The sequence below is a fragment of the Streptomyces sp. CA-146814 genome (assembly GCF_050942385.1).
Classification (GTDB): Bacteria; Actinomycetota; Actinomycetes; order Streptomycetales; family Streptomycetaceae; genus Streptomyces.
On the sequence record NZ_CP192068.1, the window covers coordinates 4,261,498 to 4,284,046 of the forward strand.

At 72.6% G+C, this 22,549-nt stretch carries 26 protein-coding genes; 13 read left to right on the forward strand and 13 right to left on the reverse strand.

Annotated elements, in window-relative coordinates; genetic code table 11:
• Positions 1–53 precede the first annotated feature (53 nt).
• The gene (gene dtd, locus ACQP09_RS18895; RefSeq protein ID WP_433401197.1) at positions 54–503 is read right to left on the reverse strand and encodes a D-aminoacyl-tRNA deacylase; all 450 of its coding nucleotides are present in this window, start codon (positions 501–503) and stop codon (positions 54–56) included.
• A gap of 232 nt (positions 504–735) precedes the next feature.
• Here dtd and ACQP09_RS18900 point away from each other — a divergent pair, with 232 nt between their 5' ends.
• From ACQP09_RS18900 to ACQP09_RS18910, 3 genes are all read left to right on the forward strand, one after another.
• A complete protein-coding gene (locus ACQP09_RS18900; protein WP_433406653.1) occupies positions 736–1,248 on the forward strand; it encodes an RsiG family protein in 513 nt (170 codons plus the stop codon).
• Between the two features lie 99 nt (positions 1,249–1,347).
• Positions 1,348–2,322 (forward strand): asparaginase, encoded by a 975-nt coding sequence (locus ACQP09_RS18905; protein WP_432147587.1) that lies wholly within the window; start codon positions 1,348–1,350, stop codon positions 2,320–2,322.
• A 155-nt stretch (positions 2,323–2,477) separates the two neighbouring features.
• A complete protein-coding gene (locus ACQP09_RS18910) occupies positions 2,478–3,728 on the forward strand; it encodes a GNAT family N-acetyltransferase (protein ID WP_433401201.1) in 1,251 nt (416 codons plus the stop codon).
• A 44-nt stretch (positions 3,729–3,772) separates the two neighbouring features.
• Here the strand turns inward: ACQP09_RS18910 and ACQP09_RS18915 are convergent, their stop codons facing one another.
• Together ACQP09_RS18915 and ACQP09_RS18920 are read right to left on the reverse strand one after the other, a co-directional pair.
• Positions 3,773–4,582 (reverse strand): ABC transporter permease, encoded by an 810-nt coding sequence (locus tag ACQP09_RS18915; protein WP_433401204.1) that lies wholly within the window; start codon positions 4,580–4,582, stop codon positions 3,773–3,775.
• Complete coding sequence (locus ACQP09_RS18920; protein ID WP_433401207.1) at positions 4,575–5,537, reverse strand: ATP-binding cassette domain-containing protein; 963 nt, start codon at positions 5,535–5,537, stop codon at positions 4,575–4,577. Before ACQP09_RS18920 ends, ACQP09_RS18915 begins: the two co-directional genes overlap by 8 nt.
• A 113-nt stretch (positions 5,538–5,650) precedes the next feature.
• On the opposite strand from ACQP09_RS18920, the gene ACQP09_RS18925 reads away from it, so the two are divergent.
• Together ACQP09_RS18925 and ACQP09_RS18930 are read left to right on the forward strand one after the other, a co-directional pair.
• On the forward strand, positions 5,651–6,421 hold the full coding sequence (locus ACQP09_RS18925) for a TetR/AcrR family transcriptional regulator C-terminal domain-containing protein (RefSeq protein WP_433401210.1): 771 nt from the start codon (positions 5,651–5,653) through the stop codon (positions 6,419–6,421).
• Between the two features lie 62 nt (positions 6,422–6,483).
• Positions 6,484–7,194 carry a TetR family transcriptional regulator gene (locus ACQP09_RS18930; protein ID WP_433406654.1) on the forward strand — a complete coding sequence of 237 codons (711 nt, stop codon included), beginning with the start codon at positions 6,484–6,486 and terminating at the stop codon, positions 7,192–7,194.
• Between the two features lie 85 nt (positions 7,195–7,279).
• On the opposite strand, the gene ACQP09_RS18935 is transcribed toward ACQP09_RS18930, so the two are convergent.
• The 3 genes from ACQP09_RS18935 to ACQP09_RS18945 form a co-directional block, all read right to left on the reverse strand.
• Complete coding sequence (locus ACQP09_RS18935; RefSeq protein WP_433401213.1) at positions 7,280–8,767, reverse strand: MFS transporter; 1,488 nt, start codon at positions 8,765–8,767, stop codon at positions 7,280–7,282.
• A gap of 135 nt (positions 8,768–8,902) precedes the next feature.
• Positions 8,903–9,391 carry a MarR family winged helix-turn-helix transcriptional regulator gene (locus tag ACQP09_RS18940; protein WP_433401216.1) on the reverse strand — a complete coding sequence of 163 codons (489 nt, stop codon included), beginning with the start codon at positions 9,389–9,391 and terminating at the stop codon, positions 8,903–8,905.
• Positions 9,392–9,424: 33 nt separating this feature from the next.
• Entirely contained in the window at positions 9,425–10,117 is a 693-nt protein-coding gene (locus ACQP09_RS18945) for an HAD-IA family hydrolase (RefSeq protein WP_433401219.1), read from the reverse strand.
• Positions 10,118–10,188: 71 nt separating this feature from the next.
• On the opposite strand from ACQP09_RS18945, the gene ACQP09_RS18950 reads away from it, so the two are divergent.
• Both ACQP09_RS18950 and ACQP09_RS18955 read left to right on the forward strand, forming a co-directional pair.
• The gene (locus tag ACQP09_RS18950) at positions 10,189–10,704 is read left to right on the forward strand and encodes a MarR family transcriptional regulator (RefSeq protein WP_433401222.1); all 516 of its coding nucleotides are present in this window, start codon (positions 10,189–10,191) and stop codon (positions 10,702–10,704) included.
• On the forward strand, positions 10,701–11,663 hold the full coding sequence (locus ACQP09_RS18955; RefSeq protein WP_433401225.1) for a MarR family winged helix-turn-helix transcriptional regulator: 963 nt from the start codon (positions 10,701–10,703) through the stop codon (positions 11,661–11,663). Before ACQP09_RS18950 ends, ACQP09_RS18955 begins: the two co-directional genes overlap by 4 nt.
• Before the next feature lie 37 nt (positions 11,664–11,700).
• Here the strand turns inward: ACQP09_RS18955 and ACQP09_RS18960 are convergent, their stop codons facing one another.
• Both ACQP09_RS18960 and ACQP09_RS18965 read right to left on the reverse strand, forming a co-directional pair.
• The gene (locus ACQP09_RS18960) at positions 11,701–12,825 is read right to left on the reverse strand and encodes a winged helix DNA-binding domain-containing protein (protein ID WP_433401228.1); all 1,125 of its coding nucleotides are present in this window, start codon (positions 12,823–12,825) and stop codon (positions 11,701–11,703) included.
• Complete coding sequence (locus ACQP09_RS18965; protein ID WP_433401231.1) at positions 12,822–13,394, reverse strand: DinB family protein; 573 nt, start codon at positions 13,392–13,394, stop codon at positions 12,822–12,824. The genes ACQP09_RS18960 and ACQP09_RS18965 overlap by 4 nt, the downstream gene beginning before the upstream one ends.
• Before the next feature lie 122 nt (positions 13,395–13,516).
• On the opposite strand from ACQP09_RS18965, the gene ACQP09_RS18970 reads away from it, so the two are divergent.
• On the forward strand, positions 13,517–14,617 hold the full coding sequence (locus ACQP09_RS18970; RefSeq protein WP_433401234.1) for a helix-turn-helix transcriptional regulator: 1,101 nt from the start codon (positions 13,517–13,519) through the stop codon (positions 14,615–14,617).
• Between the two features lie 4 nt (positions 14,618–14,621).
• Here the strand turns inward: ACQP09_RS18970 and ACQP09_RS18975 are convergent, their stop codons facing one another.
• A complete protein-coding gene (locus tag ACQP09_RS18975) occupies positions 14,622–15,557 on the reverse strand; it encodes an LLM class F420-dependent oxidoreductase (protein ID WP_433401237.1) in 936 nt (311 codons plus the stop codon).
• A 150-nt stretch (positions 15,558–15,707) separates the two neighbouring features.
• Entirely contained in the window at positions 15,708–16,616 is a 909-nt protein-coding gene (locus tag ACQP09_RS18980) for an NAD(P)-dependent oxidoreductase (protein ID WP_433401240.1), read from the reverse strand.
• Between the two features lie 50 nt (positions 16,617–16,666).
• On the opposite strand from ACQP09_RS18980, the gene ACQP09_RS18985 reads away from it, so the two are divergent.
• On the forward strand, positions 16,667–17,017 hold the full coding sequence (locus tag ACQP09_RS18985) for a winged helix-turn-helix transcriptional regulator (RefSeq protein WP_432147651.1): 351 nt from the start codon (positions 16,667–16,669) through the stop codon (positions 17,015–17,017).
• A gap of 110 nt (positions 17,018–17,127) precedes the next feature.
• Positions 17,128–17,658, forward strand: coding sequence for an HAD domain-containing protein (locus ACQP09_RS18990; protein ID WP_433401242.1), 531 nt, complete (start codon positions 17,128–17,130; stop codon positions 17,656–17,658).
• 112 nt (positions 17,659–17,770) lie between these two features.
• Here the strand turns inward: ACQP09_RS18990 and ACQP09_RS18995 are convergent, their stop codons facing one another.
• A complete protein-coding gene (locus ACQP09_RS18995) occupies positions 17,771–18,130 on the reverse strand; it encodes an SMI1/KNR4 family protein (protein ID WP_433401245.1) in 360 nt (119 codons plus the stop codon).
• Positions 18,131–18,490: 360 nt separating this feature from the next.
• On the reverse strand, positions 18,491–19,096 hold the full coding sequence (locus ACQP09_RS19000) for a hypothetical protein (protein ID WP_433401248.1): 606 nt from the start codon (positions 19,094–19,096) through the stop codon (positions 18,491–18,493).
• Between the two features lie 264 nt (positions 19,097–19,360).
• On the opposite strand from ACQP09_RS19000, the gene ACQP09_RS19005 reads away from it, so the two are divergent.
• The 3 genes from ACQP09_RS19005 to ACQP09_RS19015 all read left to right on the forward strand — a co-directional run bounded on the left by ACQP09_RS19005 (position 19,361) and on the right by ACQP09_RS19015 (position 21,018).
• The gene (locus ACQP09_RS19005; RefSeq protein ID WP_433401251.1) at positions 19,361–19,822 is read left to right on the forward strand and encodes a helix-turn-helix domain-containing protein; all 462 of its coding nucleotides are present in this window, start codon (positions 19,361–19,363) and stop codon (positions 19,820–19,822) included.
• A 37-nt stretch (positions 19,823–19,859) separates the two neighbouring features.
• Positions 19,860–20,504 (forward strand): hypothetical protein, encoded by a 645-nt coding sequence (locus tag ACQP09_RS19010; RefSeq protein ID WP_433401254.1) that lies wholly within the window; start codon positions 19,860–19,862, stop codon positions 20,502–20,504.
• A 172-nt stretch (positions 20,505–20,676) separates the two neighbouring features.
• Positions 20,677–21,018: a DUF2516 family protein gene (locus ACQP09_RS19015; protein ID WP_356831154.1), complete on the forward strand. Its 342-nt coding sequence runs from the start codon at positions 20,677–20,679 to the stop codon at positions 21,016–21,018.
• Here the strand turns inward: ACQP09_RS19015 and ACQP09_RS19020 are convergent.
• A complete protein-coding gene (locus ACQP09_RS19020) occupies positions 20,991–22,427 on the reverse strand; it encodes a PP2C family protein-serine/threonine phosphatase (protein WP_433401257.1) in 1,437 nt (478 codons plus the stop codon). The two genes, ACQP09_RS19015 and ACQP09_RS19020, sit on opposite strands and share 28 nt — an antisense overlap.
• Positions 22,428–22,549: the final 122 nt, after the last annotated feature.

Here is a 22,549-nt window from a genome sequence, read left to right on the forward strand (position 1 = left end):
TCGTATCCCCGGAGCCGTATCCCCGGAGCCGTAGCCCCGGGTGCCGTAAGGCCTCACACCTCGATGATCACCGTGAACGGGCCCTGGTTCGTGAGCGAGACCCGCATGTCCGCTCCGAACCGGCCCGTCGCCACCTCCGCGCCCAGCGCCCGCAGCTGCGCCACCACCTCGTCCACCAGCGGCTCGGCCACCTCGCCCGGAGCCGCGGCGTTCCAGGTGGGGCGGCGGCCCTTGCGGGCGTCCCCGTAGAGGGTGAACTGCGAAATCACCAGGAGGGGGGCATTCACATCCGAACAGGACTTCTCGCCCTCCAGGATGCGGACGGACCAGAGCTTGCGGGCCAGCTGGGCCGCTTTCTCGGGGGTGTCCCCATGGGTGACTCCGACCAGTACACACAGGCCTTCGCCGATGATCTCGCCGACCACACCGGTCGCGGACGGGTCCTCGGCCGTCCCGGCCACCGAGACGCTCGCGCCGTCCACTCGCTGTACCACTGCACGCATACAGACCAACCTATCTTGGGCTGAACGGGTACAGAGTGCGGGCAGGGGCACCTTGCAGGGTGGCACGATGCACGATGGCGGTGTGCCGACGCACCGGTCGAGGGGACGGAACAGCATGAGTACCTATGGAGCCGGACAATCTCCCGGGCCCGCACCGGGCGTACCGGGTGGACATACCCGCACCAGCACCCTGCACCCACCCGTACGGCCCCTGCTGCCCGGGCTCGCGTCCGTGCCGGAGCAGGGTGGCGGCGAGGGCGGGTTCGGCGGGCTGCGGCTGCCGGAGCTGCGGACGCTGCGGCGGGACGCGCAGCGGGACGAGGCCGACCTCAGTTACGTACGCCGGCTGGTCCAGGGCCGGATCGACATCCTCCGCGCCGAGCTGGCCCGTCGGCGGGATCCGCAGGCGCCGGAGCCGGAGGCCCCGGTGGTGGACCGGCTCTCGGAGATCCTGGCCGACGCCCCGTCCCGGCACCGCACCTCCGCCCGGCACGTCACGCTGACGACGCCGCGCGGCGACGAGTTCCGTCGGCTCGCCGCCGAGACCCTGGCCGAGGTGGAGCTCTCCGACCTGGCCGCCCGGACGGACGAGGAGCTGCACGACGCGATGGGCCGCCTGGTCCGCTACGAGCAGCAGGTCTCCCGGCGCCGTCACGAGCTCCAGCGCACCACCGACGATTGCAGCGCGGAGATCGCCCGCAGGTACCGTGACGGGGAAGCCCAAGTGGACGACCTGCTCGCCTGAAGCGACCCTTCCGGACGGCGGGTCCCGCACCCCGCCCGTCCGGCCGACCTTCCGGGCGGCGGGTTCCCGTACCCGACCGACCGTCTCCGGAAGGCCACCATGACGTCGACCGACGCCCCCGCCGCGATAGCCCCCGCCCCGCCCGTGCTGGCCGAGGTCGTACGGTCCGGGTTCACCGAGGGCCACCACCGCGGTTCGCTGGTCCTGCTCGCCGCCGACGGCAGCGTCGAGTACGCGCTCGGCGACCCGGCCGCCCCGGTCTTCCCCCGGTCCTCCAACAAGCCGATGCAGGCCGCCGCGATCCTCCGGGCGGGCCTTGAGCTGTCGGGGGAGCGGCTGGCACTGGCCGCCGCGAGCCACTCGGGGGAGCCGTTCCACCTGGAGCTCGTACGGAAGATGCTCGCCGAGCACGGGCTGTCCGCCGACGACCTGCAGACGCCGCCCGACCTGCCGCTGGACCCGGTCGCCGCCGAGGCGTACCTCGCCGCCGGGAACGTCCGCGAGCGGATCACCATGAACTGCTCCGGCAAGCACGCCGCCATGCTCGCCGTCTGCGTCCGCAACGGCTGGGACACCGCGAGCTACCTCGACCCGGCGCACCCGCTCCAGCTCCTCGTGGGCCAGGTCGTGGCCGAGGCGGCGGGCGAGCCGGTCGCCTCGCTCGGCACCGACGGCTGCGGGGCCCCGCTGATGGCGATCGGGCTGACCGGCCTGGCCCGCGCCTTCCGGTCCTTCGTGCTGGCGGAGCCGGGCAGCGCCGAGCGCCGGGTCGCGGACGCCATGCGCGCCCACCCGGAGTACGTGGCCGGCACCCGGCGGCCCGACACCTGGCTGATGAGCGAGGTGCCGGGGACGCTCTCCAAGATGGGCGCCGAGGCGGTGCAGGCGGTCGCGCTGGCCGACGGGCGGGCCCTCGCCTTCAAGATCGACGACGGTGCCACGCGCGCGCTCGGCCCGGTTCTGGCCCGCGCGCTGGAGCTGCTCGGCGTGGACGCTCCGGTGGTCGCGCGGATCGGGCGCTCGCCGCTGCTCGGCGGGGCGGCGGAGGTCGGCGAGATCCGCGCGGTGTTCTGAGTTCCGACCGGTGTTCTGAGTTCCGGGGGGGCGGGTGAGGTGGCCGTACGGTGTTTCCGCGCCGTGTTCCGAGGGGCGGGCGAGGCGGCCGTCCGGCCCTTCCGCGCGCGGAAATTCGCGAGACATTCCGACGCGGATCTGCTTAGCGTGGCGGTATGAGCCTCGATGTCCGTACGGTCACCGCGTCCGACTATCCCGACTGGCTGCGGGCGGTGCAGAACGGTTTTCTGACCGCCGGTTCACCGAGCGAGGAGGACGTCGCCGACCGGCTCGCCGACACCGACCTCTCCCGGCTCCAGGGCGCGTTCGACGCCGGGCGGTGCGTGGCCACGTACCGCTCGTTCGCCCAGGAGCTGACCGTGGTGGGCGGCGCCACCGTCCCGGCCGACGCGGTCAGCGGGGTGACGGTGGCGCCGACGCACCGGCGGCGCGGGCTGCTGAGCCGGATGATGGCGACCGACCTGGCGGCGGCGAAGGAGCGCGGCGAGGTGGTCGCCACGCTGATCGCCGCCGAGTACCCGATCTACGGGCGGTTCGGCTTCGGCCCCGCCACCTGGACCACCGAGTGGGAGGTCTCCGTCCCGCGCGCCGGCCTGGACCCGCGCCGGTCCGGGCAGCCGGAGGACGGCGGCCGGATCGAGATGGTGGACGGCGCCGACGTCCGCAAGTACGGCCCCGAGCTGCACACCCGGCTGGCGGCTCTCCGGCCCGGCGTCGTCAGCCGCGGCGAGCGCTGGTGGAAGCGGCACACCGGCACGACCGTCATCCCGGCCCACGAGAAGTGGACCGAACCGTTCTACGTCATCCGCCGCGACGCGTCCGGCGAGGTCGACGGCCTGATGGTCTACGACACCGACGACAAGTGGGGCGACGCCAAGCAGCCGCTGAACACCGCGAGCGTACGGGACCTGATCGCGCTGACCCCGGCCGCCGAGCGGGCGCTGTGGCTCTTCCTCTGCTCGGTCGACTGGATCACCACGATCCGCTCCGGCTCCCGCGCCCCGGACGACCTTCTGCCGCAGTTCCTCCCGGACCCCCGCGCCGCCAGGACGGTCACGCACGCGGACTGGCTCTGGCTGCGGCTGCTGGACGTGGAGCGCGCGCTGGAGGCCCGTACCTACGAGCGGGAGGCGTCGCTCGTCCTGGACGTCCGGGACGGCGGGGGCGTGGCCGAGGGGCGCTATCTGCTGGACGTCTCACCGGACGGCGCGCGCTGCACGCCGACCACGCGGAGCGCCGATCTGGCCCTGGGGGCCGGGGAGTTGGCGGCACTGTATCTGGGCGACGGGTCGGTACGGCGGCTGGTGGACCTGGGCCGGGCCGAGGAGCTGCGGACCGGTGCGGCGGTGACGGCGGACGCCGTCTTCCGTACCGGACGCCGCCCTTGGTGCCCGGACGGCTTCTGAGCCGCGCCGGCCGCTGTTCCTAGGAGGTGTCTGTCAGACACCTCCTAGCGCGTCCTCATCCGGAACAGCGCGCCCGACGCGACCATCGCCACCGCGAGCATCCCGCCGGCCCAGGCGAGCGCGATCCAGGGCGTGTTGCCCGCCGGCTGATCCAGCAGGAGCAGGCGCAGGGAGTCGATGGCCGGGGTGATCGGCTGGTTCTCGGCGAAGCCGTGCAGCCAGCTCGGCATCGACTCGATTCGGACGAACGCGCTGCTCGGGTAGGGCAGGAACGACATGAAGAACGTGAAGCCGCTCGCCGCCTCGGGGCTCCTCGCCAGCAGCCCGATCGCCGCCGAGATCCAGGACAGCGCCACGATGTAGGCGATCAGGACGGTGGCCGCGAGGAGCCAGCCGCTCCAGGAGGCCGCCGGGCGGAAGCCGATGAGCAGGGCGACGCCGAAGACCAGGACGGTGGCGCAGAGGTTGCGGACGGTGCTCGCCGCGACATGGCCGGCGAGCACCGGTGTGGCGCTCACGTCCAGTGAGCGGAACCGGTCGATGATGCCGCCCTTCATGTCCTCGCTGACGGCGGTGGCGGTGGTCGCCGCGCCGAACCCGGCGCACAGGAGCAGGACGCCGGGGACGACGTACATGACGTACGAGTCGTAGGCCGTGCCGGTCTCGATCGCGCCGCCGAAGAAGTAGACGAAGATCAGCATCAGCATGATCGGCAGCGCCAGCGAGGTGATCAGCGCGTCGGTGTTGCGGCTGCTGATGCGCAGGCTGCGGCCGGCCATGACGGCGGCCTGGGCGATTCCTCCCAGGCGGGGTGCGGCTCCTCCCGGGCGGGGTGCGGCTGCCGGGTCAGACATGGGCGGGTACCTCCGAGGTGAGGGCCAGGAAGACGTCGTCGAGGGACGCGCTGTGCAGGGTGAAGCGGTCGATCTCGGTGCCGGCCGGGTCGATCTCGTCGAGCAGCGCGCGGACGTGGGCGGCGCTGCCGTCGGTGGGCAGGCCGAGGGTCAGCGTCTCGGGGGAGTGGTGGACGGCCCGGCCGGCCAGCCGGAGGTAGGCCGCGTGGCTGGTGACGACCAGGTCGAGGCGGTGGCCGGAGACCCGGCCCTTGAGGTCGGCGGCGGTGCCTTCGGCGGCGACACGCCCCTTGGTCAGCAGGGCGATCCGGTCGGCGAGGCGGTCGGCCTCCTCCAGGTACTGCGTGGTGAGCAGGACGCTCGCCCCGCGCCCGGCCAGCCCCCGGACCACTTCCCACAGCTCCTGGCGGCTGCGCGGGTCGAGGCCGGTGGTCGGCTCGTCCAGGAAGAAGACGCCGGGCTCGGGTGAGCCGACGAGCCCGGCGGCCAGGTCCAGCCGGCGGCGCATGCCGCCGGAGTACGTGCGCACGGGCCGCCGGGCCGCCGCGGTGAGGTCGAAACGCTCCAGCAGCTCCCCGGCCCGGCGGCGGGCGGCGGAGCGGGTCAGGCCGGTGAGCCGGCCCATCATCCGCAGGTTCTCCTCGCCGGTCTGGGTCTCGTCCACGGCGGCGAACTGGCCGGTGAGGCTGATCGCGCGGCGCACCGCGCTCCGCTCGGCGACCACGTCGTGGCCGGCGACGCGGGCGGTGCCGGAGTCGGCGGTGGTGAGCGTGGCGAGGATCCGTACGGAGGTGGTCTTCCCCGCTCCGTTCGGGCCGAGCAGCGCGAAGACGCTGCCGTGGCCGACGCGGAGGTCGAGACCGTCCAGGACGCGGACGGCGGGTTTTCCGTAGGACTTGGTGAGGCCGTACGCCTCGATGGCGTACCCGTTCTTCTCGGTGCTCGGGCTGGTCATGGTGGCCTGGCCCCCTTCTGCGTATGACATACGCGTTATTGCGTAAGCATTACGCAACTCTAGGATGGGGTCAAGGCGCACAGGCGTGGCGGGACGCGGGCAAGGGGGATGCGGTGGCGGAGAAGAGCGGCACCGGCGGCGGTGACCTGCCGGCCTCCATCGAGGCCGCGTGGGGGCTGCGGGAGCGCCCGGCGAAGGGGCCGAAGCCCGGTCTGAGCCTGGAGCGGATCGTGGCGGCGGCGGTTTCCGTGGCGGCGGCCGAGGGGCTCGCGGCGGTGTCGATGGGCCGGGTCGCCCAGGAGGTCGGGGCCTCCACGATGTCGCTGTACCGGTACGTCTCCGCCAAGGACGAGCTCTACGTCCTGATGCAGGAGGCCGCCATCGGCCCGCCGGCCCCGCTCGCCGCGCTGGAGGCCGGCGCGGGCTGGCGCGAGGCGCTCACCGAGTGGGCCACCGGGCAGCGCGAGCAGTTCCTCGCCAACCTCTGGGTCCTCCGCATCCCGATCGGCGGCCCGCCCGCCACACCGAACTCGCTCGCCTGGTGGGAGCAGGGGCTCCAGGCGCTGGAGGGCAGCGGGCTCGGCGAGGGCGACAAGATCTCGGTGATCCTGCTGATCTCCAACTTCGTACGGAGCGAGGCCCTGTTGATGAGCGACCTCGCCGCCGCCGTCACCGCGCGCGGCAGCTCTCCGGAGGAGGTGGTCGCCGGTCATGAGCGCACCCTGCGGCGGCTGGTCGACCCGGTGCGCCACCCGGCGATCCACCGGCTGCTGGGATCCGGCGTGATGAGCGAACCGGACGACCCCGACTACGAGTTCACCTTCGGCCTGGCGACCCTGCTGGACGGTGTCGAAACACTGATCCGGAGCACGGGCACGGCCTAGGAGGCGTCCGTGCTGTCGTGCCCGCGACATCAAGTCCGGCCGAGGTCAAGGGCGTACGCTTCATGGTCATGAGCGCAGAGAACGGCGGCGGCGGAAACGGAAACGGAAGCGCCGCCGGGACGGTGGGAGAAGGGGCGCGGGAGCGCGAGGAGCCGGCGGCCCCGCCCCGGATCAGTCTGCGCGAGCGGAAGAAGCAGCTGACGTACCGGGCGATCTCCGACGCGGCGATCGCGATGTTCCTGGAGCGCGGCTTCGACAAGGTCTCGGTGGCGGAGGTGGCGGCCGCGGCGGACATCTCCAAGCCGACGCTCTTCCGCTACTTCCCGGCCAAGGAGGACCTCGCGCTCCACCGCTTCGCCGGCCGCGAGGACGAGGCGGCCCGGGTGGCCGCCGCCCGGACCTCCGAGGAGAGCCCGCTGGACGCGCTGCGCCACCACTTCCTGGCCGCCCTGGACCGCCACGACCCCGCGACCGGCCTCTGCGACGTCCCTCAAGTCCTGGCTTTTCACCGCCTGTTGTACGGAACGCCCGCACTGGTCGCCCGCTTGTACGCCTACCAGGGCCGCTCCGAGGCCGCCTTGGCCCGAGCCCTCGGCGGCGGAGTCACCGCCCGCCTCGCGGCCGGCCAGGTCATCGCCGTCCTGCGCATCCTGGCCGAGGAGAACTGGCGCCGCGTCGACACGGGCGAGAGCGCGGACGCGGTCCACTCGGGCGCGGTGCGGGCGGCGGAGGAGGCGTTCGTGCAGCTGCGGAGAGGGCTGGAGGGCTCGTAGCTACGGGCTGGAGGGGCGCCCGAGGGCGTGTCCGGCCCTGATCCGCCGGACACGCCCTCATGTCGCGGGGTAGGGGCCCCTCAGGTCACGGGGTGGTGGCCGGGGCCGGGCCGCGGTGGCCGGTCTTCCGGCGCAGCGTCAGGAACGCCACTGCGAAGGCCGTCGCGAGGAGCGCCGCGCCGACGGTGAACGCCAGCCGGTAGCCGCCGGTCAGCGCCTCGGCGGAGGGGTGGCCGGCGGCGGTGAGCGCCTCGGTCCGCCCGGCGGCCAGGGTGGAGAGGACGGCGACGCCGAGCGCCATGCCGATCTGCTGGGTGGTGTTGAAGAGCCCGGAGGCCAGCCCGGCGTCGTCCGCGCCCGCGCCCGACATGCCGAGCGAGGTGAGCGCCGGGAGCGCGAGCCCGAACCCGGAGGCCAGCAGCATCACCGGGAGCAGATCGGTCACGTAATCCGCCCGCACCGGCACCCGGGCGAGCAGGCCGAGGGCCGCGATCAGCAGGGCGATCCCGGTGAGCAGCACGGCCCGCTCACCGAAACGGGCGGACAGCCGGGCCGAGAGGCCGAGCGATACGGCCCCGATGGCGACGGCGGCCGGAAGCATCGCCAGACCGGTCGCCGCGGCCCCGTAACCGAGGACCTTCTGCAGGTGGAGGGCGACCACGACCTGGAACGAGAGCAGCGCGGCCACCATCAGCATCTGGACCACGTTCGCCCCGGAGACGTTGCGCGAGCGCAGGATCCGCAGCGGCATCAGCGGGGTCCGGGCGGTGGTCTGACGGAGGACGAACCCGGCGAGGAGGGCGAGCGCGAGCGCGCCGAGGCCCAGCGTGCGGGCCGAGGACCAGCCGTACGTCTCCACCTCGACGACCGTGTAGATCCCGAGCATCAGACCGCCGGTGACCAGCAGCGCGCCCGCCACGTCCGCGCCGCCGGCGAGTCCCCGGCCCCGGTCGGCGGGCAGGACGCGTACGGCGACCAGCAGGACGGCGAGGCCGATCGGCAGGTTGATGAGGAAGATCCAGTGCCAGTTCAGGACGTCGGTGAGGACGCCGCCGAGCACCTGCCCGATCGAGGCCCCGGCGGCGCCGGTGAAGGAGAACACGGCGATGGCACGGGCGCGTTCGGCCGGCTCGGTGAACAGGGTGACCAGGATGCCGAGGGCCACCGCTGCGCTCATCGCGCTGCCGACGCCCTGGGCGAACCGGGCGGCGATCAGTACGGCGGGTGAGCCGGCCGCTCCGGCCGCCAGCGAGGCGGCGGTGAACAGCGCGATGCCGGACAGGAACACCGGCTTGCGGCCGATCAGGTCGCCGAGCCGGCCGGCGAGCAGGAGCAGGCTGCCGAAGGCGATGAGGTAGGCGTTGACCACCCAGCTGAGCCCGGCGGGTGTGAAGCCGAGGTCGTCCTGGACCGCCGGCATCGCGACGGTCGCGATCGACCCGTCGAGCACGATCATCAGCATGCTCGTGGCGATCACCGCAAGCGCCGACTGCCGTGCACGGGAGCTGAGTTGAGGGGCCGGAGGGGCGAACGCCTCAGGGGCGGGCCGGTTGCGTGGCGCGGTGGTGGACATGGGTCCTCTCCTGTCGGTCGACGCGACAGAAGTGACCGTAGCAAATGGTTTTGTTGTGGACTATCTCCTTGGGTCTCTCTTCGGGTCTCTCTTCGGGTCTCTCTGTTCGGGTGTGGTCGCGGCTCCTCTCCGTCGCTACTTCTTGGGCTGGCGTGCGCGGCGGACCGGTCCGGGGCTCTCCGCAGGTGTCGCCAGATGGCCTCCGGCCAGGGCGTTCAGGGCTCGGAGCAGGACGGCGCGGTCGCGCGCGGGCAGGGACCCCAGCGCCTCCTCGTGGACCCGGTCGACGATCTCCTGGCTCCGCCCGGCGAGCGCCGCGCCCTTCTCGGTGACCGAGATGATCCGCGCCCGCCGGTCCCGGCTGGACGGGCGGCGCTCGGCGAGCCCGGCGCTCTCCAGGGCGTCGACGGTCACCACCATCGTGGTCTTGTCCATGTCGCCGATCTCGGCGAGCTGGATCTGCGTGCGCTCCTCCTCCAGGGCGTGGACCAGCACGCAGTGCATCCGGGCGGTCAGGCCGATCTCGCCGAGCGCGGCCGACATCCGGGTGCGCAGGACGTGGCCGGTGTGGTCCAGGAGGAAGGAGAGGTCGGGTGCGGTGCGGGCGGCTGCCATGGCGGTCATGGCAGCCAGCGTAGCGGTTAGATCTGTGATGGATCATCCGGAAAGGGACGACTGCTGCCTCTCGCCGGGGCCGTACGCGTACGGTCCCAAGGCCCGCCGCAGGTCCGAGGGCTCGCGGTACAGCGCACCCGTCATGCCGAGCGCCGTGGCCACGTCGATGTTCTCCTGGCGGTCGTCCACGAACAGACACCGCTGAGCCGGTACGCCGGCCCGTTCGGCGGCGATGCGGTAGATGGCCGGGTCCGGCTTGGCCACCTGCTCCACCGCGCTGCTCACCACCGCGTCGGCCAGGTCCGTCAGGCCCAACAGGGCCAGGTCGTCGTCCAGTTGGAGGGTCGCGTTGGTGACGAGCACCAGCGGGACGTGGGTGCGCGCCCGGCGCAGCAGCGCCACCACCTCCGGATCGGCACGGAACGGCGCTGCGGCGAGCGTGCGTCCGAGCGTGCGGGCCGACTCCGTGTCGCCGTTCAGCCGCTCGGCGAGTCCGGTGGCGACGGCCTCGGTCCAGGCGTCGGGAGTGATCCGGCCGAGGAGGAGGGGGAGGTCGGTCTCGGGGGCGTAGGCGATCTCCATCGTCGTGCCGACCGGCAGTCCGGCCGCGCGCTCCAGTGCGGCGAGGGGCTCGGTGTCGTAGAAGCGGATCACGTTGTCGAGGTCGCAGAGCACGGCGCCCGGTGCCGGTGGCTGCTTGGGGTATTGATGGTTACCTTCTTGATGGTTAAGCAAGTTGACGATAGCTTTCTTCTGAGCCGGTCGCGCGCCGACGGCCGGACGCGTGCTGGGAGAGGGAGACAACCATGACCACCACCGCATCCACCACCGCACCCGCACCCGCGGCCATCGCCCGTGACCTCGGCCTGGCCCATTACGCCGCCCGCGGCGTTCTGGAGAACGTCCTGGCCCGGCACGGTGCCACGTTCCCGCAGCAGATCGTCCTGCGCGCCGCCATCACCTCCGACGCCCCGCAGACGCCGGACGATCTCGTCGCCCAGGTCCAGGAGTCCCTCAAGGCGGATCCGGCCGGCCTCCGTGCCGTACTCGACGAGCTCCGGGCCAAGCGGCTGCTCGTCGCCGACGGTGCGCACCTGCGCCCCACGGACGCGGGGCGCGAGCTCTTCGCGGCCGTCGCCGCGGAGGCCGCCCCCATCTCCGCCCGCATCTGGGGCGGTATCCCGGCCGCGGACCTGGCCGCCGCCGGCCGCGTCCTCGCGCTGGTCACCGAGCGTGCCGACGCGGAGCTCGCGGCACTGGCCGACCGGCCCGCCGGGCCTGCCCGCCGTACAATCGGCCTCCCGGTTCCGAAGGGGAGATGACGATCGTGCGAGCCGAACCCGGCGGGACGCGGGGCCACGCCACGGAGACCGTGACGGGGGCCGGGGCCGAGGAGACGGCTGAGGTCCCCGGCGCGCTGCCGGAAGCGCTCACCGGGTTCGTCGGCTATCTCCTGCGCCGGGTGTTCGCCCGGTTCGCCGCCTGCTCGGACGGCCCGGAGGACGGCCCCCGGGACTTCCTCGTCCTCGACGCCCTCACGGCGGGCGACTGGGCCTCCCAGCTGGACCTGGCCGAACGCCTCGGCATCAACCGGACCCTGATGGTCGGTGTGGTCGACCGCCTGGAGGCGCGCGGCCAGGTGCTCCGCACCCGCAATCCGGACAACCGCCGCCAGTACATCCTCTCCCTGACCGACGAGGGCCGTTCCGCCGTGGAGGCCGGCCGCCACGCGGTCGCCGAGCGGGACGCGCGGCTCACCGCGGCCCTCACCCCCGAGCAGGTTCCCCGCCTCAACACCCTGCTCGCACGGCTGCTCCCTCCGGGCGCCCAGGACCTCGTGCGGGGCACCGAACACCTGGTGGCGCAGGCCCACCACCGGCTGCGCAGACTGGGCGACGAGAAGCTGGCCGGAACCGGCCTGCGGATCCGCCACTACGGGCCGCTCTCCCTCCTCGCCGCCTCCGGCCCCTGCCCCCAGCAGCGCCTCGCCCAGGAACTGGCCATCTCCGGCCCCGCCGCCTCCCAACTGGTGGACGAGCTCGTCGCGGGCGGGATGGTCCACCGGGGGCGCGACCCGCACGACCGGCGCCGGTACGCCCTGGAGCTCACTGAGCTCGGGCACACCCAGCTGAAGAGGGTCGCGGAGGCCGTGAGTCTGCTGGCGGGGGAGGTCGCGGAGCTGCTCGGCCCCGGCGGCGAGGACGAGCTGCGGGTCCTGCTCGGCCGGCTTCTCGAACCGGCGCACCCGGGGGCCGCCGAGGCGACCGCACGGCGCGACTGAGGGCCGGGCCGCTTCGCTCGCGCCTCCTCCGGTCCCCTTACGGCGATGCGGCGACCCGTACCCGGTGGCTCTCCCCGTCGGAAAGGAAGCCCGCCAACTCCCGCCCCTCCTCGCCGACTTCCGACCGCTCACTCCGGGAGAGCGGCCGCAGCGGTGCGACGGTCACCGTGCCGTCCCCCGCCTCCACGTCCCAGGTCGCCGCGACCCGGCCGTCGACCAGGACGACCCGGGCACCGGCGACCGACAGGCCCCGGTCGGCGTCGTCGATGATCCGGGTGCGGTCGTCGTAGCCGAGGATCGCGTTGTCGAAGGCCGGCAAGAACCTTACGGGCGCCGGGGTTTCGGGGTCCGGACGCGGCGCGTCGGGGAGGTCCAGCAGCTCTCGGCCGCGCTCGTCGCGGAAGGTGACCAGCTCCGGGCGGAGGGCGGCCACCGCGCGCGGCAGCCCGGCGAGACCGGACCAGGCGCGTACGTCGGCGGTGGCGGCGGGCCCGTACGCGGCGAGGTAACGCCGTACGAGCTCCTGTCCCACCGGGTCCGAACCGTCGTCCTCCGCGGGCAGCGGATCGACCTCGCGCCCCAGCCAGGACGAGACCAGCGCGTTGCGCACGCCCGCCTTCGTCCGCCACACCCCGCGCGGCGGCAGCTGCACCATCGGCAGGACGCCGGCGACGAGCATCTCGCCGAGCGGCCGCGTGCCCGGCTCCGGCCACCGGTCGGCGACCGCGCGGGCCAGCTCGGCCATGGAGCGCGGTTCGCCGTCGGCCAGCACCGCCCGTCCGGCCGCCGCGAGTTCGCCGAGGTCGACCCCGGCGAGCTCGCGGCGGTAGACGCCGAGCACGCGCTGCCGCAGCATGGCGTCGTGGCGGGCCCGCCAGGCGAGCACGTCCTCGGCGGTGACGAGGTGGACGGTGCGGCGCATGAGGTGGGTGCGTACGACATGGCGATCCATCAACAGCTCTGAAAGCTCGCCCGGTTGGAACGTACGCAGCCGCGACCAGAGCCCGGTGAACGGCTCCTGCGGCTCCTGTGCCTGCAACCCGCAGAGGTGCGCGACGGCGTCGCGGGCCGGCAGGTCGGACCGGTCGAGCAGCAACTGCCGTGCGAGCGTTGCCCGGTTGAGCGCACGGGTGCCGAGCACCGGTGCCTGCGTACGGGTCACGTCGCCGTGTGCCCGTCGATCGCCTCACGCAGGATGTCCGCGTGCCCGGCGTGCTGGGCCGTTTCGGCGATGACGTGGATCAGGACGCGGCGGGCGCTGCGTACGGCTCCGGGTTCGTTCCACGGCACGTCGGGCAGCGGGTGCGTGACGGAGAGGTCGGGGAGGCCGACGACGAGCTTCTCGGTGCGGGCGGCGACCTCCTCGTACCGGGCGAGAATGCCGGCCAGCGTCTCACCGGGCAGCACCTGGAAGTCGTGTCGACGGTCGATGGCCCACTGCGGATAGGTGTGGGCGGTCCCGGCGGCGAAGTCCTCCCAGGTCACGCCCTCGGGCAGGTCGAAGGACATGGCGGAGGGGCCGTCGACCACGAAGTTCAGCCAGCCCTCCTCGGTCGAGGTGACGTGCTTGACCAGCCCGCCGAGGCAGAGTGCGCTGACGGTCGGCCGCTCGGCGATCTGCTCGTCGCTGAGCCCGACCACGGTACGGATCAGAGCGCCGCGCGCCTCGGCCAGCTCGGCGATGAGGTCGGCGCGCTCGCCGTCGAGTGCGGGGGAGGAGGTCATGGTCATCGGCCTTTCGCTTCGTGTCGCTTCGTATCGCTTCGTGCGCGTGATCCCGTTCTCGGGCACGGATTCACCATCCCAGGAGAAGAGGACAGTTGGTGTCCGCTACTCCGGGCATCATGGATCCCATGCAGAAAACTTCAGCGCGGCTGCTGTCGCTGCTCTCCCTGCTCCAGACGCGCCGGGACTGGCCGGGAGCGCTGCTGGCCGAGCGGCTGGACGTCACTCCGCGTACCGTACGCCGCGATGTGGACCGGCTCCGGGAGCTCGGCTACCCGGTCGCGGCGATGAAGGGCCCGGACGGCGGCTACCGCCTCGACGCGGGTACGGAGCTGCCGCCGCTCCTTTTCGACGACGAGCAGGCCGTGGCCCTGGCGGTGGCCCTCCAGATCGCGACCGCCTCCGGCGCGGGCATCGAGGAGGCGGCGGCCCGCGCGCTGAACACGGTCCGCCAGGTCCTGCCCGCCCGGCTCCGCCACCGCGTCGACACCCTCCAGGTCACCGCCGTGGACCGCCCGACGGGCCGCCCGGAACCGCAGGTGGACGGCGGTGTGCTGATGGCGCTGGGGGCGGCGGTGCACGCGCGGGAGGTGCTGCGCTTCGACTACAGCCCGGTGTCGGGGCCGAGCCCGGCGACTGGGCCTCTGCCGGGTCCGGGTTCGGCGACCGGGCCTCTGCCGAGCCCGGGTCCGGCGACTGAGCCTCTGCCGGGTCCGGCGTCGCCCCCTCTGCCTCCGCCTCGCCGCGTGGAGCCGCACCACCTCGTCACCTGGGGCCGGCGCTGGTACCTCGTGGCCTGGGACCTCGAACGCGCCGACTGGCGGACGTTCCGCGCCGACCGGATCGTCCCGCGCACGCCCACCGGCCCGCGCTTCACACCGCGTGAGCTGCCCGGCGGGAGCGTGGCGGCCTTCATCACCGCCCGGTTCCGCGGCTCGGCCGCCGCCACCGAGGACGGCATCGGCGGATGGCCCTGCCGAGGCGAGGTGATCCTCGCCCTCCCCGCCGCCGAGGTCGTCCGCCACACCCGTGAGGGGATCGTCGAGGAACTCGGCCCGGACCGCTGCCGCCTCGTCCTCGGCTCCTGGTCATGGCCCGGCCTGGCCACCGCGATCGGCAGGTTCGACGCCGACATCGAGGTGATCGGCCCACCTGAACTCCGCTCGGCTTTCGCTCAGTTGGCGACCCGGTACGCGGCAGCGGCAGGGCCGCCGGCCCGTGACAGGTGACGCCTCAGCCGGCCGGCTCCCCGGCCAACTCCCCGAGCAACGCCCAGGTACGGCGCCGATCCGCCTCCCCGGCGACCTCCGTCCCGGCGAAGACCACCTCGGTGGCTCCCGCGTCCCGGTAGCGCCGGACCTCCGCGGCGACCGTCTTCTCGTCGCCGATCACCGCCACGTCGACGGCCTGCCTGCCGCCGGAGAGCTCGATGGCGCGGATGTAGGACGGGATCTTCTCGTAGAACGCGAGCTGCTCGGCGACCCGTTCCCGTACGGAGTCGACGTCGTCGGTCACGACGCCGTTCACCAGCGCGACGATCCGCGGCGCGGGCCGCCCGGCTGCCTCGGCCGCCGCGGTGACGGCCGGGACGATGTGTTCGGCCAGGGCGCGGGGCCCGGCGAGGTAGGGCAGGATCCCGTCGGCCAGCTCGCCGCTGACCCGGAGCGCCTGGGGCCCCATCGCGGCGACGAGCAGCGGCACTCCGGCCTCGGCGCCCGGGACGCGCGCGGGGATCGGGGTGGTCGCGGTGAGCAGCTCGCCGTGGAAGTCGGCGGCGCCGGTCTCGGTCAACTGCCGCAGGGCGGTGAGGAATTCACGCAGCCGGGCGATGGGCCGCTCGAAGGGGTTCCCGAAGCCGCCCTCGACGAGGTGCTGGGCGCCGAGGGCGAGCCCGAGGTGGTAGCGGCCGTGGGTGGCGGCCTGCGCGGTCTGGGCCTGGCTGGACAGGAGGAGGGGGTGGCGGCCGAAGATGGGGATGGCGGAGGTCCCCACCTGGAGCCCGGGCACCTCCCGCCCGACGATCCCGGCGAGCGCGGGCGAGTCCACGCCGAACCGCTGCCCGAACCACGCCGACCGCAGCCCGGCGGCCGCCGCCTCGCGGGCGAGCGCTACGGTGGCGTCGATCTCGTTCTCGGCGTCGCGCGCGTTGAGTGCTACTCCAATACTCATAAGCATGCCACCGGGCCCCGTGCGTAAGGGAATTCCGTACGCGTGTGAAGGCCGCTTGTCATTCGTATGAACGGAACGACGGCACCACCGCAGTCGCGCCCTCCACGGGTGCGAGCTCACCGGCCCTGCACCACCCCTACGGGTGCGGGCTCACCTGCGGCGCCCCAGCAGCTCGACGACCCGGTGGTACCCCTCCGCTCCATGGCCGAGCCCGATGGCCTGCCGGGCGAGGCCTTCGGCGGCGCGCATGACGCCGGCGTCGATGCCGTGGGCCTCGGAGGTGTGGATGACGTGGGCCATGGTGGACGCCGTGGAGGTGAGCGGGCTGCCCTCGTCGGAGAACGTCCCCGCGTCCACCTCCTCCGCGACCTCCGTGAAGATGGCCGGAAGGATGGCGCCGATGCCCGCGGCGAACGGTGCCAGCTCCCGCGCGGTGATGCCTTCGGCCCGCGCGACGGCCAGGGCGTGGTGGAAGCCGGACATGGCGGTCCAGAAGATGTCGAGCAGCGCGATGTCGTAGGCGGCCGCACGGCAGACCGTCTCGCCAAGATGCGTCTGAGTTCCGCCCAACACATCGAGCACGGACCGGTGTTCGCGGTAGAGCTCCTCGGGCCCGCTGTAGATGAGGACGGCGTCCGGAGTCCCGATGGTCACGGTCGGCGTCATGATGGCCCCGTCCAGGTACCGGACACCGTGCTCGGCCGCCCACGCGGCGGCATCCCGAGCCCGGCCAGGTGTGTCGGCCGTCAGATTGACCACCGTACGGCCCTTGAGCGCGCCGGCGACGGCGTCGCGCCGCAGGATCGCGTCCACGGCGTCGTAGTTCACCACGCAGACGACGGTCAACGCGCTCGCGGCGACGGCCTCCTCGGCCGACGACGCGCTGACCGCACCCCGCTCGACCAGCTCCCGGTCCCGCCCCGGAGTCCGGTTCCAGACGGTGGTCCGCACCCCGGCATCGAGGAACGCGCCCGCGAGGGCCCGACCCATGGGTCCGAGACCGATGACGGTGACGGCAGACTGTTCCTGGTGTTCATGCTGTCCAAGCGACAGAGACATGACTCAACTCCCTGAATCAATAGGTACTTTTCTCAACGAATGGGGCGATGATGACGCGCAGTCGCGCACAGGACCCGGACGTCTGCGGGGTGACCGCGGCGATCGCCGTGGTCGACGGAAAATGGAAGACGGGCCTGATCTGGCTGCTGGCATCCGGCCCTCGCCGCCCGGGCGAACTGCGCCGCCAACTGCCGGGCCTCAGCGAGAAGGTGCTGACTCAGGCGCTCCGCGACATGGAGACCGACGGCCTGGTGCACCGGGAGGTGCACGACGTACTGCCGCTGAAGACGACGTACTCACTGACGCCGGACGGCAAGGAACTGGCCGAACTCCTCGACCACCTCTCCGACTGGGGCCACCGCCGCGTACAGAGACTCGCCGAATCCCGCTCGGCCTCCTGAACCACCACGCCCTTCCCTCTCCTCGCCCTCCACCAGGATCGGCGGTCCGCAGGCCGTTGCCCAGTACGCACAAAAAGGTGGACAGGGGGTAGGGCGGCTACCGTGCGGCCGTGACCAGCACCGACCAGCGCCCGCTTCTGTTCCTGGACGTCGACGGACCTCTCATCCCGTTCGGGGGGACGCCGCAGCAGTACCCGGACGGATATCCGACGTACCGCCCGTCTCACCCGGCCGCGGGCCCCCAGGCCGCTGCCGCCAACCCGCTCCTGACCAGGATCGACCCGGCGCACGGCCCGCGACTGGCCGCGCTGGGTTACGAGTTGGTGTGGGCGACGACGTGGATGGCCGACGCCAACGAGTGCATCGCGCCTTGGCTGGGCCTGCCGGAGCTGCCTGTGGTGCCCTGGCCGGAGGATTCCGCTGAGGATGAGCAGAAGGGCCTCCACTGGAAGACTCGCGCCTTGGTCGACCGGGCGGCCGGCCGCGCCTTCGCCTGGGTGGACGACGAGATCACGGAGGCCGACCGGACGTGGGTGGAGGAGCACCACGCAGGACGATCACTCCTCCACCACGTCGATCCTCGCCACGGCCTTACGGAGGCGGACTACGCGGCTCTCACGCGGTGGCGGAGCGATTGCTGACCCCGCCGGCCGTCAGCGTGCGGCGAGTCCGGCGAGCAGTCGGCGGCGGGCCGGCGTAGGTGGCTCGCCCACCCGGCCGTGCGGTGGTGCCACGGCAGTGACCGTGTCGGCCTCACCGCTCAGCCGCGACGTGGCCGGCCGGGGACAGGTCGAACCGGGACGAGACGGCGCGGCCGTAGTCGGCGAAGTAGAGGCGTCGGCCGTCGACCAGGATGTTCCGGAAGTGGCGGCGAACGGGGAAGAGGCCGTATGCGGGACCCGCGCCGCCGGCGCCCACGCGGGTGAGGAAGCTCCGGTAGTCGTCCGGCAGCCGCACGCCTACCTGCGCTTCGAGCTCGGCAAGCCCGTCATCGGTCAGTGGATCTTCCAAGACCCACCTGTGCCCGAGGGAGCCGAACACCTTGCCGCTCGATGGCTGGGCGCGCAACGCGACTACACGCTGACGAACACCGCTCCACTGCTGATCAACCATACGCAGACCGTGCGGGGAGCCACTGACAGCGGAACCGGCCAGGTTCTAAGCCCGCCTGCGGGACGATAGAACGCGCGCTCGGGCTGACTGCAACGCTGAGGGGTGGATCTCAGGTTCCAGCTGAGCCGTCATGGCTCACCGCTCGACGGCTACGGACGGCTGCTGACAGAAACCCCTGCGAAGTGACAGTCGTCGCTGCGAGTCACAACACCCCTGTGACTCGCAGCGATAGTTGTCACCGGTGATGCCCGCCGACCAGGAACGCTCTCCCGGGATCGCAGCGCCTTCTGTCACTGTATGTGCGCGCTAGTTGTCGCTTCCGGGACGGTCGGCGGGGCTTTGCGGGGCATGTCCTCGGTGTCAGGCCCGGGTGGCGGTGTGGATGGTCGTGCTGCCCGAGGCTTCGATGTGGCGGATGGTGAGGGTGTTCTTCGCGTAATCGACCGAAAGCCGCTGGCCGTCGCCGGTGCCACCCGCCTCCGGAGGCTGCCAGGGCAGGGTCAGCTCGAAGCCGTCTCCCACTGTGCCGGGTACCTCGTGGGCGGAGGCGGCGCCCTCGGCGCCCTGCTTGGGGCCCTCGTTGACCTGCATCATCAGATGGCCGCCACGGAGGACGAACCCTCCCTTCCAGGTGCCGGCCTCACCGTCCCATTCGATGGTCCAGCTTCCGTTCGCCTCCTCCTGGCCCTGCACGGTCGCTCTGCCCTGAATGGTCTGGCCGCCGGGCATGGTGGTCCTGATGGTCCAGGCGCCCGTGAGGAAGGCTTCCACGGAACGCTCGATCACGCCCTGCCCGCCAGGGGTCTTCGACGAGCCATCCGAGGGCGGGGCGTCGGAAGGCTGTGTCGACGGCTTGTCCTTGCCGCACGCTGCCAGGAACGCCGCGCCGGCGCCGATCGCGAGGTAGCGCAGGGCGGTACGCCGGCCGACGATCCGCGAGGCCGTACGTAAGGTGCGAATGCTCATCTCATCCCCCATGTAGACCAGTTGGAGAGCTGGAGCGAGTTTACGTAGCACTACGCGTTCATGGGGAGAGCGTCAGCTCTCCACCCGAGCCGCCTCCGGCCAGGACGTCAACGTCATCGTGCGCAGAGGAGCGCCACGAGCCCTCGACGACCTCGCTCCCAGTGACCACTACGGCGAGCAGTCACAACCTCCGCACCCGTGGCGCGCGACACTTTTGCAAGCATGCGCTTGCAATAGTTAGCGCGGGTGTTGCAGTATCGAGTCATGGCATCACTCAACGTCGGCAATCTCGGTGAGTACCTCCGGGAGCAGCGCAATGCCGCGCAGCTCTCGTTGCGGCAGCTCGCCGATGCCGCCGGGGTGTCGAACCCCTACCTCAGCCAGATCGAGCGCGGCCTGCGCAAGCCCAGTGCGGACGTGCTGCAGCAGGTCGCCAAGGCGCTGCGGATCTCGGCCGAGACCCTCTACGTACGGGCGGGAATCCTCGACGAGCGGGAGCGGGAGGAGCTGGAGACGCGGGCGGTGATTCTGGCCGATCCGTCGATCAACGAGCGGCAGAAGAACGTCCTGCTGCAGATCTACGACTCCTTCCGCCGCGAGAACGGGTTCGTGCCCGAAACGGACGAGGCGGGCGCGACGGACGCGACGGACGAGGTGCGTGAGACGCCCGTCGTGGACGAGGCGCTCAAGGCCGATGCCAGAAAAGACGACAACCCTCACAGCTAGTAGCAGCTGGTTCTGATGATCCGGGAGGACCACAGTCATGGCCATCACCGATGACCTGCGCAAGACCCTCACCGACCGCACCCCCCTCTACTTCGCCGCCGGCACGGCCGACCTCGCCGTGCAGCAGGCGCTCAAGGTTCCGGCGCTGATCGAGCAGCTGCGGGCCGAGGCGCCCGAGCGGTTCGAGGCGGTACGCAACACCGACCCCAAGGTCGTGCAGGAGAAGGTGACCGCACAGGCCAAGGAGGCCCAGGCCACCGTGCAGGCGAAGGTCACCGAGGTGTTCGGGGCGCTCGACGCCGCCGACCTGAAGAAGCTGGGCGAGAACGCTCAGGATCTGGCCCTGCGCAGTGTCGGCATCGCCGCCGAGTACGCGGTGCGCGCTCGTGAGACGTACGAGAAGGTCGCCGTCCACGGTGAGCAGGCCGTGCGGACCTGGCGGGGCGAGACGGCCGACGAGATCGTCGAGATCGCCGCCGTCGTGGAGGCCGAGCCGAAGCCCGCGGCCAAGAGCGAGCCGAAGCCCGCCGCCACGACCAAGAGCGCGCCCAAGCCGACCGCGGTGAAGCCCGCCGTCGTGAAGCCAGCGCCCGGCGCCGAGGCCAAGGCCGCGCCCGCCAAGAAGGCGCCCGCTCCGCGCAAGCCCGCCGCCAAGAAGACCCCGCCGCCCGCCGGCAAGTGACCCGGCGGCTCCGTTCCGTACGTACGAAGCGTGACCGGGGCCCGAAAGCGGGTACCTGCGAAGCGTGACCGGGGCGCGAGGCGGGCACCTTTACCGGTGGCCGGTTCGTTGTCCCGGTACCTTGGCCTTCTCGGTCGCAGGGCGCTCATCCACTCACTAGGCGGTTCACACCATGTTGCTCTCAGGGTTCGGCACCCTCCTCCAGCTGCTCTACCTGGGCATGCTGGTGCTGGCCGTGGTCGCCTTCGTCTTCGCGGCGACCGCCCGGGAGGACGCCTACCGGGCCGCCGACAAGAAGAAGAAGTCCTTCTGGCTGATCATCCTCGGCGTCGCCGTCGCCGTGAACCTGCTCATCCCGTTCCTCTTCCTCCAGCTCGCGGGCGTGGTCGCGTCGATCGTGTTCATGGTCGACGTACGGCCCGCGCTCAAGGAGGTCTCGGGCGGTGGCGGCGGTGGCCGGCGGGGCGGTTCCAGCAGTGACGGGCCCTACGGGCCGTACAACGGCGGGCGCTGAGCGCTCGCCGCAGCGGCGGGAGAAGTAGCTGCAGGAGAAGTAGCTGCAGGAGAAGGAGCGGCAGGAGGTACGGGGCCGGGGCGCGAGGCGCTCCGGCCCCGTCGCCGTATCCGCTCCGGGTCACGGCCCAGCAGCAGCACCGCGACGTCGTCCGTCAGCTCCCCGCCGTTCAGCGCGCGCACCTCGGCGACCGCGGCCTCCAGCAGGTCCTCGCCCGTCAGCCCCTGCTCCAGCCGGCTGTTGACCATCGCGACCATGCCGTCCTGACCGAGCCGCTGCCGGGAGCCCGCTCCGACGCGGCCCTCGATCAGCCCGTCCGTGTACATCATCAGGCTCCACTCCCCGCCCAGCTCCACCTGGCGGCGCGGCCACCGGGCGCGCGGCAGCAGCCCGAGCGCCGGGCCGCCGTCCTCGTACGGGAGCAGCCGCGCCGGCCGGCCGTGGCGGGCCAGCAGCGGTGCCGGGTGGCCGGCCAGGCAGAGCCCGGCGCGGCGGCCGTCGGGCGCGATGTCGACGGTGCAGAGCGTCGCGAAGATCTCCTCGCTCTGCCGCTCGTGCTCCAGCACCTGCTGGAGCGTGGAGAGCAGCTGGTCCCCGCAGAGCCCGGCCAGCGTCAGCGCGCGCCAGGCGATCCGCAGCTCGACGCCGAGCGCCGCCTCGTCCGGGCCGTGGCCGCAGACGTCGCCGATCATCGCGTGGACCGTGCCGTCCGGGGTGCGCACGGTGTCGTAGAAGTCGCCGCCGAGGAGCGCGCGGCTGCGGCCGGGCCGGTAGCGGGCGGCGAAGCTCAGGTCGGAGCCCTCCAGGAGCGGGGTCGGCAGGAGGCCGCGTTCCAGCCGGGCGTTCTCCTGGGCGCGCAGCCCGGACTCCGTCAGCTGGTGCTGCGCGATGTCGGCGCGCTTCCGCTCGACGGCGTACCGGATGGCGCGGCTCAGCACCCGCGCGTCCAGCTCGCCGCGGAAGAGGTAGTCCTGCGCCCCGACCCGTACCGCCTCGGCCGCCAGCTCCGTGTCGTCCTGCGCGGTCAGCACGAGGACCGCGTGGAGCGGGGCGATCCGCAGGACGTGGGTGAGGACCGCCAGCTCGTCGGCCCGGCCGGGCGCGGGCTCGGGCCGGTGATCGGGAGCGGCGGGGGCGGCGGTGGTCGCTGTGGTGGTGGCCGGTACGGGCAGTGCGAGGTCGAGCAGGATGCAGTCGACGTCGTCGGTGAGCAGCCGGTCGGCCTCGGTGAGGTTGCGGGCGGTACGGATACGGACCCGGGTGCCGGCCGCCGCCGAGAGCTCCGGCCCCGTGATGCTGCCCGCCGGGTCGTCCTCGATCACGAGGACGGTGAGGGCGGCTCCGTGGTCGGCGCCATGGCTGGTCTCCGCAGCGGGAACGTCACGTTGCTGCGGTACGGGTACGGGCATCGGTTCGGGTCCTCCCCTCCCCCCGAGGGCGCGGCGGGACGCCGATCGACGAACCGCCAGTCGGGGACGATAGCGGTCCCCGACGGGAGAACGGAATGGCGCAGGGGGACCGGCCCCCGTCA